Raw genomic sequence first — 12004 nt, forward strand, 5'->3', positions numbered from 1 at the left:
TCAGTCCCCGAACGGTGAGGGTACGTTGCGGTTGACCGAGCTGATCAGCGCGTTCAGATCGATGCGGACCAGGTCGACGTCCGCGATGCGCAGCGTGACGTCACCGGTGATGACGACTCCGCCCGCCAGCAGCCGGTCGAGCAGGTCGACCAGCGCGATCTCGCGGCGCTCCACGACGGTCACGATCCCTCCTCCTCTGTCTCTCCGGCGAAGGAATAGGCCGCCCACGGGCCGGTGAGTTCCACGCGGATTCCGGGGGCGTCGTCCTTCGTACGGTCCACCATTTCGACGAATTCCTCGGATGCGTCGCGGGCCACCAAATAGGCGGCATTGAGAACGTTCCGACCGGCGGCACCGGAAAGGCGGGGATTTTGCGGCGCGTGCAGCCGGGCGTCGTCGGCCCGGCCGGACAGCGTCGTGTGCAGACCGGTGGCGAACTCCTCGGCCCTGCTCCACAGGTCGTCGTTCGCCCGGGACTGCCGGCGCCGCTGCCGCAGGTAGTCCCGGCCCGAGGCGGGCTTCGGCGCGGGCCGGGCCGACGCGGCCGACCGCTCGGACTCCGCCTGCTGCGCCGTATCCGCCTCGACGTACACCTTCACGCCCCACTCCACCCGGCCGTCCAGCCGCTCGAGCGTGCGCCGGAAGGCCGCCTCGCGCTCCTCCAGCATCACGCGTACGCCGCTGTCGTCGCGGAAGACGGTGGCGAGCCGGAGCGGCAGCGGGGTGGTGACGGCGGTGAGCGCGTCGACCACCTGCTGGTGGGCGCGGGCGGTTGCGGTCAGCCAGTCCAGGTCCTCCAGATGGTCGCGCAGCGCCTCCTCACCGAAGTCGGCCTCGGGCACATGGCTGACGACGGCGACCAGGTCGCCGTGCGGCAGCAGCCGGGGCGGGTCGCCCGACACCCCGGCGAGCTGGGACTGGAGGGCCGCGCCGAAGGGGCGGCAGACGGCGTAGACGTAGCGCAGTCCGGTCACGGCGCCTCCTCCCTCGGCACCCGGCCCGGGTCCAGCTCACGCAGGCGTTCGCGGAGCGCCGCGTTCTCCCGGGTCAGCTCGTCGTGCCGGGCGCGCGAGGACAGTGCGGGATCGCTCTCCCACCAGTCGATGCCCATCTCCTTGGCCTTGTCGACGGAGGCGACGACGAGCCGCAGCTTGATGGTCAGCAACTCGATGTCGAGCAGGTTGATCTTGATGTCGCCCGCGATCACGACTCCCTTGTCGAGCACCCGCTCCAGGATGTCGGCGAGGTTGGCGCTCTGTCCCTGGCCGTAGGGATCGGGCAGCCGGCTGGGGGTGGTCATCGACGGCTCCCGCCCTCGGCGTCCTCGTACTCGGGCTCGTACTCGTCCTCGTCCTCGTAGTCGTCACGGGACGCGTACTCGTCCTCCCCGGCTTCCTTGTCCTCCTCGGGCTCCTCGTACTCGCCCTCCGGTTCTTCCTCGTACTCGCCCTCGGGCTCCCCCTCCGGTTCTTCCTCGTACTCGCCCTCGGGCTCCTGCTCCTGCTCCTGCTCCTGCTCCTGCCCGGCCTGCCGCTCCTCTTCCTCCTCGGCGACCGCGTCCTCGTGGCTGCGGACGACCTCGCCGTCGCGGATCTCACCGCGCCAGCCGTCCTCGGCCTCGCCCTTGAAGGTGATGTGGCGGACGTAGTTCTTGAGGTCGAGCCGGGCCCGGCGGCCCTGGGCGCGCCAGATGTTGCCGGTCTTCTCGAACAGGCCCTTCGGGTAGTACTCGATGACCAGGACGACCCGGGTCAGGCTGTCGGCCAGCTCGTGGAAGCTGACGACGCCCTTGGTGGAGCCCTTGGCGCCCTCCGACGTCCAGGAGATCCGGTCGTCGGGCACCTGCTCGGTGGTCGTCGCCTTCCAGCTGCGGTTGGACCAGAAGACCTTCAGCTGCCAGTCCGAGGACGTGTCGTCGGCGCGGTTCGCGCTCTTGACGCCCTTGGCGAAGGTGCTGAAGTCCTGGTACTGGGTCCACTGGTCGTAGGCCGTGCGCAGCGGCACGCCCACGTCGACGTACTCGATGATGACGGTCGGCTTCTGGCCCCCACCGCCCTTCTTGCGGCTCTTGCCGCCGGTGAGGTTCTTGAAGGCACCGACCACGTTGTCCTTCACCTTGCCCGCGCCGACCTCGAAGGCGGCCCGCATCGGGCTCTTGCCCTCGGCGAGTTTGCGTCCGCCGTCGAGGGCGAGCTTGGCGAATCCGGGGCTGTTGCCCTCCGCGATGTCGTTGAGCCTGCCGGTGGTCTCGCCGAGCTTGGTGCCGACTCCGGTCAGCAGCCGGGTGGCCTGGGCGGCGAGGTAGTCCTGCACCTCGGCCTTGAGACGGTCGGCCGCCTCGCTCTGCGCCACGTCGGCCAGCGGGTTCTTCTTCGCGGCCTTTCCCGCCGTGGAGGCCGCGGACCCCAGGGAGTCACTCATCGCTCACCACCGTCCTTGGACCGCCGGGCACCGGCGCCGCGGGCGGCACTCCTCGCCCCTGCCGTCTTCTTTCCGGCCGCCTTCTTGGCGGGCTGGGCACGCTTGGCCGCCACCTTCTTCGCGGGGGCCTTGGCGGCGGCCTTCTTCGCGGGCGCCTTCCTGGCCGTCCCGCGCGACTCGGGCGGTGCCTTCTTCGCGGGCCGCGCGCGCCGCGGCCCGGGCCGCTCCTCGGGCTCCTCGGCCTGCTCGGGCTCCTCGGCGTCCTGCTGCTCCTCGGGCTCCTCCGGTTCCTCCCGCTCCCTGGCCTCCTCGTACTCCGAGTCCTCCGAGTCCTCCGAGTCCTCGGAGTCACGGGAGTCACGGGAGTCGCGGGAGTCGCGGGAGTCGTCGGATCCGGTGCCGGGCGCCCGGGACGCCACGCCGGAGAGCTGGTCGCGCACCTCGGCGGTGCGCCCGTGCAGCCGGTCGGCGAGCGCGTCGATCTCCCGCTCGACCATGGCACCCGAGGCCGCCTTGCCGACGCCCCGCAGGTCGGTGCGCAACTGGTCCCCGATCTCCTTGAACTGCGGGTTGTTCTGCAGTTGGCCCGAGACCAGTTCGGCGACGCCCTTCGGGGTCAGGTTCAGCTTCTTGCCGGCCACCATGGTGCCCACGGCGACCGCGAGTTTCAGCTTCTTCGTGCGCCCCAGCAGGTATCCGGCCCCTATGGCGAGGCCCAGTCCCACTCGATTCATGGTGCCGTCCCGTTGCCCAATCCCGCGCTCGTGCGCGTAGCGATCTCCAGCCGGTCCAGAAGCTCGTCCTCCTGTCGGTCGAACTCCTCCTCCGTGATCTCACCGGCCTCCAACTGCTCTTCCAGGCGGGCAAGTTCGGCCCGTACCGTGGCGGGGTCGTAGTAGATCCGCTCGGCTTCCTCCAGCACCTGTCTGATGGCCCAGCCGCTGCCGCGCACCGGTGCGAACGGCAGCAGCAGGACCTCCGAGATCAGTCCCATGTCGTCACCCCGCTCCGGCGTCCGCACCGCCGGCCGCCGTGCCCGCGGGCTCGGCCGGACCGGGCTCGACGAAGCTGTACGGCGGCAGCGGGCCGTTCACGCGGACCTCCAGGTGCGGCATCAGGCCGCGGGCCCGCTCGACGGCGGCCAGGAACTCGTCGGCCGCCTCCCGCTTCACCAGGAAGGAGACGTTGGCCAGCCAGCCGGTGGACTCGGGGCCCACGCTCACGGCGTCGGCGGCGGCCTCCAGGGCGCGCTCCAGCGCCGTGGCGTCCGCGGCCTCCTTCTCCTTGACCGCGGCCGCGACCATCTCGCCGAGCCGGATCTTCGTCTCGTAAGTCCCGCCGCCCGCCTGCCTGTTGGACTCGGCGAGGGCACGGATCTCCGGGTTCTCGGCCATCACGTGATGCAGTACGGCCTCTTCGACGTGGTTGGCCTTGATGTTGTACTCGACGCGGCCGTCCAGCGCCCCCAGGCGTTCCGCGTAGTGCTCGGCGCGCTCGGCGAGGACTCCGGTGACCGCCTTGTCGTCGGGGGCGACGCTGCCGAAGCGCATGGGCAGCACGCAGCCGTCCGCGCCGATCTCGCTCAGCACGTTCTGGTGGGCGAGCAGTTCCCTGCGCTTGGGGCGCAGCCCCTCGGGGGCGTCGCTGACGACAGCCGCCAGCTCGCCCTCCTTGAGGATCCGGACCTCGCGCGGTGGGTCACCGACCCCGCCCGCGCCCTCGGGGAGCGAGGGATGCGTGGCGGCGGTGATGCCGTAGACGTACGTACTCACTCCTGCTCCTCCTTCCGGCGCGAGGGCGCGGCCTTGCGGGCGCGCGGACGCGACGACGTCTCACGCTCGGAGCCGCCGTCGTCCCGGGCCTGCTTGAACGCGTCGGAGATGGTCTCGGCGGCGCCGGACAGCGCCCCCTTGGACTTGCCCCGGGCGCCGGACTCGGTCATCTCGCCGACCAGGTCGGGCAGCCCCGGGTCCTTGCGCGGCCCGGCCTCCAGGTCCAGCCGGTTGCACGCCTCGGCGAAGCGCAGATAGGTGTCCACGCTGGCGACGACGACACGGACGTCGATCTTCAGGATCTCGATGCCGACCAGGGAGACGCGCACGAATGCGTCGATGACGAGCCCCCTGTCCAGAACAAGCTCAAGCACGTCGTAAAGGCCGCTGCTGCCGCCTCCACCGCCGGTCTGTTGTGCCGGTACGACTGTCATGCCAGCTATTCCTCCGTCTTCTCTGTCTCGTCCACGGCCTAGCGGCCGCCTCGGGAGTCGGCCCGACCGCGCTCGTAGCGCCGGACGCGCCGGTAGCCCGTCAGCTGTCCCTCGGCGTCCAGTTCCACCTGGTAGCTCGCCATCAGGCTCATGGTGTCGGGCACCCGCTCCAGTTCCAGGACCTCGACCTCGAGGGCCCAGCCCTCCTCCGTCTGCTCGAAGGACGACACGGACTCGGCGGTCATGCCGGTGAGCTCCGCGAGCTGGGCTCGCGCCTCGCGCAGTACCTCCATGGGCTTGGGACCCTGCGACTTCTGTGGTGTGTGTGACTCGTGCGAGTTCTGCGACTCGCGTGAACCTCGTTGCGAATCGTGGGATTCGGACGTCTTCTTGGTGTTGGTCATGGCCACCTCGTCACTCGGGTGGCCGTATGTGTGTTCGCCAAACCTCGCCGAGTTGCGCGAACCGCTCAGCCGTGCAGAGCGTTCAGCCGTGCAGAGCGTTCAGGCGCCGCCGGGCGGGGCCCAGGGCACGGGGGCGGTTCATGATCCCGGACCAGGGCCGGGTGCGGGCCTGCTCGACGGCGTCGGCGACGGTCCAGCGGCGGGCGTGCAGGGACGGGTCGTCCAGCTGGTCCCAGGAGATGGGCGTGGCCACGGGGGCGCCGGGGCGGGCGCGGACGGTGAGGGGGGCGACGGCTGTCTGCGCGTAGGCGTTGCGCTGGATGTCGAGGTAGAGCCGGTCCCCGCGGTCCTTCTTGCGGGCGGCGGTGGTGAGCCGGTCGGGGTGGGCCGCGGCCAGGACGTCGGCGACGGCCCGCGCGAACTCCCGTACGTCGTCGAAGCCCTGCCGGCCGTCCAGCGGCACGACGACGTGCAGCCCCCGGGACCCGGTGGTCATCGGGGCCGAGGGCAGCTTCAGCTCGTCGAGCAGTCCGGCCAGCAGCCGGGCCGCGGCGCGCACCGCCTCGAAGTCGTCTCCGGCGGGGTCGAGGTCGAAGACCATGCGGTCGGGCCGGTCGAGCCGCCCGGTCCGGGACAGCCAGCGGTGCAGGGTGAGCGCGGCCTGGTCGGCGAGGTACACGAGGGTGGCGGAGTCGTCGCACACGGTGTGGCAGACGGTGCCGCCCTCCTTGCCGACCTCGACGCGGTCGATCCACTCCGGGTAGTGCTCCGGGGTGTTCTTCTGCATGAACCGCGGTCCGTCGACGCCGTCCGGACGACGTTCCAGCATCAGCGGGCGGCCCCGCAGGTGCGGCAGCATGAACGGGGCGACGGCACGGTGGTAGTCGACGAGATCGCCCTTGGTGTACTCGTTCGCCCCGCCCTCACCGGCAGGGAACAGCACCTTGTCCGGCCGGTGGACCTCCACCGTGTGCCGTCCGGCCCGCACGGCCCGTGCGCCGCCACCCCTGCCGCTGCCGCTGCCGCTCCCGCTCCCGCTCCCGCTCACGCTCACGGAACGATCGCCTGCTCCACGAGCATCCGCGCGGCCGCCTCGATGGACTCGGCGTCGATCCCCGCGGCGTGGAGTTCCTCCGCCGGGGTCGCGGAGCCCGGCATCGTCGTGACCGCGAGCCGCACCAGCCGGGGCACCGGCCTCCCGTCCGAGAAGGCGTCCAGGACGGCGTCGCCGATACCGCCCTCCCGCCGGTGGTCCTCCACGGTCACCAAACAGCCGGTCTCCTCGGCGGCCGCGCGCAGGGTGGCCCGGTCGACGGGCTTGACGGAGTACAGGTCGATCACCCGGACCGGGATGCCGTCCGCTCCCAGGGCGTCGGCCGCGGCGAGCGCCTCGTGCAGGGTGACACCGGCCGCGACGACGGTGAGCCGGTCGGCGTCGGAGGAGCGCAGCACCTTGCTGCCGCCGACGGGGAACTCCTCGTCGGGTCCGTAGATCACCTTGCTCTCGCCGCGCGAGGTGCGCAGGTACCGGATGCCCTCCAGGCCGGCCATCTCGGCGACGAGGCGCGCGGCCTGGTTGGCGTCGCACGGGTACAGCACGGTCGAGCCGTGGACGGCCCGCATCATCGCGAGGTCCTCCAGGCCCATCTGGCTGGGCCCGTCCTGGCCGATGGCCACGCCCGCGTGGGAGCCGACGAGGTTGATGCCGGCGCCGCTGATCGAGGCCATGCGCACGAAGTCGTACGCGCGGGTCAGGAAGGCGGCGAAGGTGGTGGCGAACGGTACCCAGCCGCGGGCCGCCATGCCCACCGCGGCGGCGACCATCTGCTGCTCGGCGATGTAGCACTCGAAGTAGCGCTCGGGGTGTTCCTTGGCGAAGAACTCGGCCCGGGTGGAGTCGCCGACCTCGCCGTCGAGGGCGACGACGTCGCCGCGCGCGGTGCCGACCGCGGCGAGCGCCTCCCCGAAGGCGTTGCGGGTGGCGACCTCGTCGCCCTGGTCGTAACGGGGCAGCTCGGTCTGCCCGGTGCCCGTCGAGCGCAGCGACCGGGCGTCCTCGGGCGCGTGCACCCGCACCCTGATGTCACGGGGGCCGCCGAGTTCGGCGACGGCCTCCTCGGCCTCCGGCAGCGGCTTGCCGTGCTGGCCCTCGCGGTCCTCCACCGCCTGCACACCCTTGCCCTTGAGGGTGCGGGCGATGATCGCGGTGGGCTGGCCCTTGGTGGACAGCGCCTCGCCGTAGGCGCGGTCGACGGCGTCGACGTCGTGGCCGTCGATCTCGATGGTGTGCCACTCGAAGGCCCGGAACCGGCGTGCGTAGGCGTCGAGGTCGTGGCCGTGCCGGGTGGGGCCGCGCTGGCCGAGCCGGTTGACGTCGACGATCACGGTGAGGTTGTCGAGGTGCTCGTGCCCGGCGTGCTCGGCGGCCTCCCACACCGATCCCTCGGCCATCTCGCTGTCGCCGCACAGCACCCACACCCGGTAGTCGGTGTGGTCGAGCCGCTTGCCGGACAGCGCGATGCCGACACCCACGGGCAGTCCCTGTCCGAGCGAACCGGTGGCCGTCTCGACCCACGGCAGCCGCTGCGGCGTGGGGTGCCCCTCCAGGCGGCTGCCCAGCTTGCGGAAGGTGAGCAGTTCCTCGTCGTCGATGGCGCCGGCCGCCTTGAAGGCGGAGTAGAGCAGGGGCGAGGCGTGCCCCTTGGAGAGTACGAAGCGGTCGTTGCCGGGGTGGGCGGGGCGCTCGAAGTCGTAGCGGAGGTGGTTGGCCAGGAGTACGGCCATCAGGTCCGCGGCGGACATCGACGACGTCGGGTGCCCGGAGCCCGCGGCGGCGGACGCCCGCACGCTGTCGACGCGCAACTGCTGTCCGAGGTCGACGAGTTCACCGGTGTTCATGAGTCTCCTTCCGCGGCACGTCCGTCGGTGCGCCTGACGGGGCCGGGGGCGATGTCGGGTCCGGGGGGCGGCTGGTTCGCCGGGGGTTCCGGGCCGGGGTCGGTGGGCGGGCCCGCGGACCGGCTCGGTCCGGACGGGGCGGTGGGCCGTTTCCCGGCGGAGCCCGCTCCGGAGGCGCGGGAGGACTTGCCCGGCTTGCCCGAGCCTCCTCGGGCGGGGCGCGGTCCGGCGGCCTCGACGGCGCGGCGCGGCTTGCCGGAAGCTCGGGGCGAGCCGGACTGGCCCCCCTTCGCCTGCCCGTGTTGCGACCCGCTCCCGCCGGGCTCACCGCCCGGCTGCCCCTTCGCGGGTTCGCCGCCCGGCTGGTTCTTCGCGGGCTCACCGCCCGGCTGCCCCTTCGCCGGCTCGCGACCCGGCTGGTTCTTCGCGGGTTCGCCACCCGCCTGGTTCCTCGCGGGCTCCGTGCTCGGTTGCTCGTCGGCGGGCTCACCGCTCGGCTCGTTCTTCGTCTCCCCGCCGTCGGGGCGCCGACCGGCGGCCCCGGCGTCCGTCCCGGCCGTCCCGGCCGTCCCGGCCCGCTCGGGACGCCCCGGCACCCGCGCGACCTCCGGCGACGACGACTCCAGCGGCACCGACCAGGACCGTACGAGTCCCAGCTGTACGGCCTGGCGGGGCAGCACCGCGTCGAGCAGCCAGTCGGCGGCTACCCGCACCCGGTTGCCCGGCATCGCCGCGAGGTGGTAGCCGCGGGTGACCGCACCCGCCGCCGGGCCGGACATCGGCAGGCCGAGCGGGTTGGCCGCGGCCTTGGCACCGCCGAGGTCCACGACGAACCCCAGGTCACGGTGGCGGTAGGTCCGCCGCTGCCCGCGGCCGAGCGAAGCGACGACGTTGTGGGCGCAGACCTTGCCGTGCCGCCAGGCGTGCTGTGCGGTCATCGGCGTGTACTGGCCCGGCTGGTTCAGGTCGGGCACCGCCGCCACGTCACCGCAGGCGAACAGCTCGGGGCGTCCCGGCACCTGGAGGTGGGGGTCGACGAGCAGCCGGCCGCGTTCCATGGGCAGCCCCAGGGACTCCACCAGCGGGTCGGGCCGCACACCCACGCACCACACGAGTGTGCGGGTGTCGACGGTGGACCCGTCGGTCAGTACGACCCCGTCGTGCGTGGCCTCCCTCACGGAGGTCCCCATCCGCACCTCGACGCCCCGCTGCCGCAGTACGCGCTCGGCGGTGCGGGAGAGCCGTTCGTCCATCTCGGGCATGACCCGGGGCGCCACGTCGAGCAGCATCCAGCGCGGCCGCATGCCGGTCCGCATCGGATGCTTGCGGACCTGCGCGTCGGTGTACATCGCGCCGTGCGCGGCGACCTCGGTGCCGGTGTATCCCGCGCCGACCACGACGAACGTGCACCGCGCGGCGCACTCGGCCCGGTCGTCGGCCGCGGCGGCCAGTTCCACCTGCCGGGTCACGTGGTCGCGCAGGTAGAGCGCCTCCGGCAGCCCGCGGAAGCCGTGGGCGTGCTCGGCGACGCCGGGGATGGGCAGCAGTTTGTTGACGCTGCCCGCGGCGAGCACCAGCCGGTCGTAGGCCAGGGTGCCCTCCTCGCCCTCCGGGCCGGTGTAGTGCACGGTGCGCCCGTCGAGGTCGATGCCGTCGGCCTCGCCGAGCACCAGCCGGACGTGCGGCAGCGTGCCCGACAGGGACACACTGACCCGGCGCGGTTCCAGGATTCCGGCGGCGACCTGGGGCAGCAGGGGCAGGTAGAGGAAGTAGTCGGTCGGGTTGAGCAGGGTGATGTCGGCCTGGTGCCGGGTGAGCCGGGACAGGGTGCGGGCCGTCCGGTACCCGGCGAAGCCGGCACCGACGATCACGATGCGGGGTCGGCTCACGGTTCGCCTCCGGGCTGTCGCGTACCTCGTGAGCCTTCCGCGTCCCCTTGGCCGGGGCGCCCAAACGTCCGCGGGGACGTCGCGGCACGCCCGCGAGGAAGCCGCCGGGCCGCCGGTTTCCGGCACCTCGCCCGGGTACCCGGCCCCGGACCCACCCCCGCTCCCTGTCCGGAGGCACCCCCTCATGCCCGAGTACGGCTATTTCCTCTCGTGCGAACAGTACGGTCCCGCGGAGCTGATCGAGCAGGCCCGGATGGCCGAGCAGGCCGGATTCCAGGCGCTGTGGATCTCCGACCACTACCACCCCTGGAACGGTGAACAGGGCCAGAGCCCGTTCGTGTGGTCGGTGATCGGCGCCCTGTCCGACGCCGTGTCCCTGCCGATCGAGACGGCGGTGACCTGCCCGACGGTGCGCATCCACCCGGCGGTGGTGGCGCAGGCCGCGGCGACCAGCGCGGTGATGACGGACGGCCGGTTCCGGCTGGGCGTCGGCACCGGCGAGGCACTGAACGAGCACATCTTCGGCGACGCCTGGCCGGCCGCGCACGTACGCCTGGAGATGCTGGAAGAGGCCATCCTGATCATCCGGCGGCTGCTCACCGGCGAGGAGGTCAACCACCACGGCACCCACTACACGGTGGAGAACGCCCGCCTGTACACGGTGCCCGACGAGCCGGTCCCGATCGACATCTCGGGCTTCGGCCCGGCGGCGACGAAGCTGGCGGCCCGGGTCGGCGACGGCTACATCACGATGATGCCGGACGCCCCGATGGTGGAGCAGTACCGCAAGGGCGGGGGCGGCGGGAAGCTCGTCAGCGGCGGCACCAAGGTCTGCTACGACACCGACAAGGACGCGGCCGTGCGCACCGTGCACCGGCTGTGGGCCAACGAGCAGCTGCCCGGCGAGCTGGGCCAGGTGCTTCCCTCACCGAAGCACTTCGAGCAGGCGCAGACCCTGGTCACCGAGGACATGGTCCGCGACAGCCGGGTGTGCGGCGACGACGTGGACGAGCACGTGGCCGAGCTGAAGCAGTTCGCCGACGCCGGTTTCGACCGGGTCTACGTCAACCAGATCGGCCCGGACCTGCGCGGCTTCTTCGACCTCTACCGCACCAAGGTGCTGCCGCAGCTCCAGCAGAGCGCCTGACGCGCGCGAAGAACCGGGGTACGCCCGCACGGATGCCGTCCGTGCGGGCGTACCCCGGTGCGCGGCCGGTCAGCCGCGACCGTGCTTGTTCTCGGGGTCGAGGTCGTCCTGGCGCGGTGCCGCGGGACCGGTGCCGCCCGGTGCGGGTGTGCCCGCGCCCGGGGCGCCGGTCGCGCCGCCCACACCGCCGGGAGCGACGGGCGGCATCGGCGGGTACGGCACGCCGAGTCCGCCCGGGGGCGCGGTGGGCGCGCCGCCTCCGGGGACGTGGTCGTGCCCGGAGGTAGCGGGCGTTGAACCCGGGCGCGACGGGTGCGGCCGGGCCGCACCCCGCAGCAGATACGCCACGACGCCCAGGAGGGCGGCCGTGATCAGCGCGGCGGCCCAGCCCGGGAGTGCGAGGGCGAGCGCCAGCCCCACGGCGAGCGCGACGGCGGCGCCCGCGTAGAGGGCGGCGGTGCCGGACGCGGCGTACAGCGTGGCCCTGCGGCGCTGCCTGCGGGTCTGTTCCCGCAGTTCGTCGCGCACGGTCTCGCGTGCCACCTGCGCCAGTTCGTCGACCAGTTGCCTGTCCAGGTGTTCCAAGTGATCCATGCGGTCCATGGGTTGCGGGTACCCGTCGGCCGGGCTTCCATGGCCGGACCGAGGGTCGGCGGCGCCCGGCCGGTCCAACTAGGCTCGTCCGTATGGACATTCTGGGAGCCACACTGCGCATCTACGTCGACGACCTGGACAAGGCGATCCCCTTCTACGAGGGTCTGGCCGGCGGCGAGGCCCTCCGTTTCGAACGCGGCGGTGTCCAGGTCGCCGCCATCGGCTGCTTCCTGCTGATGAGCGGGCCCGAGTCCCAACTCGAGGTGCTGCGCAAGGTGGCCGCGACGATCGCCGTGTCGGACGTCGAGGAGACCCGTCGCGTACTCGGCTCGCTGGGCGCCGACATCATCGCCGGCCCGGTCGCCACGCCCGGCGGCCGCAACCTGATCGCCCGGCACCCGGACGGGGCGATCTACGAGTACGTGGACCGGCGCCAGTAGCGCCC

Annotated in this window: 15 protein-coding genes; 2 read left to right on the forward strand and 13 right to left on the reverse strand. The window is 72.6% G+C overall.

The window, feature by feature from the left end; all coding sequences use genetic code 11:
- From ACFYZ3_RS14395 to ACFYZ3_RS14450, 12 genes are all read right to left on the reverse strand, one after another.
- Entirely contained in the window at nt 1-183 is a 183-nt protein-coding gene (locus ACFYZ3_RS14395; RefSeq protein ID WP_003972471.1) for a gas vesicle protein, read from the reverse strand.
- Entirely contained in the window at nt 180-974 is a 795-nt protein-coding gene (locus ACFYZ3_RS14400) for a GvpL/GvpF family gas vesicle protein (protein WP_388516604.1), read from the reverse strand. The genes ACFYZ3_RS14395 and ACFYZ3_RS14400 overlap by 4 nt, the downstream gene beginning before the upstream one ends.
- Nucleotides 971-1300 carry a gas vesicle protein gene (locus ACFYZ3_RS14405; RefSeq protein ID WP_003972473.1) on the reverse strand — a complete coding sequence of 110 codons (330 nt, stop codon included), beginning with the start codon at nt 1298-1300 and terminating at the stop codon, nt 971-973. Before ACFYZ3_RS14405 ends, ACFYZ3_RS14400 begins: the two co-directional genes overlap by 4 nt.
- A complete protein-coding gene (locus ACFYZ3_RS14410; RefSeq protein WP_388516607.1) occupies nt 1297-2421 on the reverse strand; it encodes an SRPBCC family protein in 1125 nt (374 codons plus the stop codon). The genes ACFYZ3_RS14405 and ACFYZ3_RS14410 overlap by 4 nt, the downstream gene beginning before the upstream one ends.
- The gene (locus tag ACFYZ3_RS14415; RefSeq protein WP_388516610.1) at nt 2418-3155 is read right to left on the reverse strand and encodes a DNA primase; all 738 of its coding nucleotides are present in this window, start codon (nt 3153-3155) and stop codon (nt 2418-2420) included. The genes ACFYZ3_RS14410 and ACFYZ3_RS14415 overlap by 4 nt, the downstream gene beginning before the upstream one ends.
- Nucleotides 3152-3415, reverse strand: coding sequence for a gas vesicle protein GvpG (locus ACFYZ3_RS14420; RefSeq protein ID WP_007445595.1), 264 nt, complete (start codon nt 3413-3415; stop codon nt 3152-3154). Before ACFYZ3_RS14420 ends, ACFYZ3_RS14415 begins: the two co-directional genes overlap by 4 nt.
- 4 nt (nt 3416-3419) lie before the next feature.
- A complete protein-coding gene (locus ACFYZ3_RS14425; RefSeq protein ID WP_388516614.1) occupies nt 3420-4193 on the reverse strand; it encodes a GvpL/GvpF family gas vesicle protein in 774 nt (257 codons plus the stop codon).
- Nucleotides 4190-4627 (reverse strand): gas vesicle structural protein GvpA, encoded by a 438-nt coding sequence (locus tag ACFYZ3_RS14430; RefSeq protein WP_003972478.1) that lies wholly within the window; start codon nt 4625-4627, stop codon nt 4190-4192. The genes ACFYZ3_RS14425 and ACFYZ3_RS14430 overlap by 4 nt, the downstream gene beginning before the upstream one ends.
- Before the next feature lie 38 nt (nt 4628-4665).
- Nucleotides 4666-5031 carry a gas vesicle protein gene (locus ACFYZ3_RS14435; protein WP_388516617.1) on the reverse strand — a complete coding sequence of 122 codons (366 nt, stop codon included), beginning with the start codon at nt 5029-5031 and terminating at the stop codon, nt 4666-4668.
- A gap of 82 nt (nt 5032-5113) precedes the next feature.
- Nucleotides 5114-6019, reverse strand: a complete 906-nt coding sequence (gene ligD / locus ACFYZ3_RS14440; protein ID WP_388516868.1) for a non-homologous end-joining DNA ligase — start codon at nt 6017-6019, stop codon at nt 5114-5116.
- Nucleotides 6020-6081: 62 nt separating this feature from the next.
- Nucleotides 6082-7929: a transketolase gene (locus ACFYZ3_RS14445; RefSeq protein WP_388516620.1), complete on the reverse strand. Its 1848-nt coding sequence runs from the start codon at nt 7927-7929 to the stop codon at nt 6082-6084.
- On the reverse strand, nt 7926-9818 hold the full coding sequence (locus ACFYZ3_RS14450; protein ID WP_388516623.1) for an FAD-dependent oxidoreductase: 1893 nt from the start codon (nt 9816-9818) through the stop codon (nt 7926-7928). The genes ACFYZ3_RS14445 and ACFYZ3_RS14450 overlap by 4 nt, the downstream gene beginning before the upstream one ends.
- Before the next feature lie 184 nt (nt 9819-10002).
- Here ACFYZ3_RS14450 and ACFYZ3_RS14455 point away from each other — a divergent pair, with 184 nt between their 5' ends.
- Nucleotides 10003-10965, forward strand: a complete 963-nt coding sequence (locus ACFYZ3_RS14455; protein ID WP_361005302.1) for an LLM class F420-dependent oxidoreductase — start codon at nt 10003-10005, stop codon at nt 10963-10965.
- A 69-nt stretch (nt 10966-11034) separates the two neighbouring features.
- On the opposite strand, the gene ACFYZ3_RS14460 is transcribed toward ACFYZ3_RS14455, so the two are convergent.
- A complete protein-coding gene (locus ACFYZ3_RS14460; RefSeq protein ID WP_388516626.1) occupies nt 11035-11568 on the reverse strand; it encodes a phage holin family protein in 534 nt (177 codons plus the stop codon).
- 83 nt (nt 11569-11651) lie between these two features.
- Between ACFYZ3_RS14460 and ACFYZ3_RS14465 the strand changes: the two genes are divergently transcribed.
- The gene (locus ACFYZ3_RS14465) at nt 11652-11999 is read left to right on the forward strand and encodes a VOC family protein (RefSeq protein ID WP_388516629.1); all 348 of its coding nucleotides are present in this window, start codon (nt 11652-11654) and stop codon (nt 11997-11999) included.
- The last annotated feature ends 5 nt before the right edge of the window (nt 12000-12004 follow it).

The sequence above is a fragment of the Streptomyces sp. NPDC001599 genome (genome assembly GCF_042893535.1).
In the GTDB taxonomy this organism is placed as follows: Bacteria; Actinomycetota; Actinomycetes; order Streptomycetales; family Streptomycetaceae; genus Streptomyces.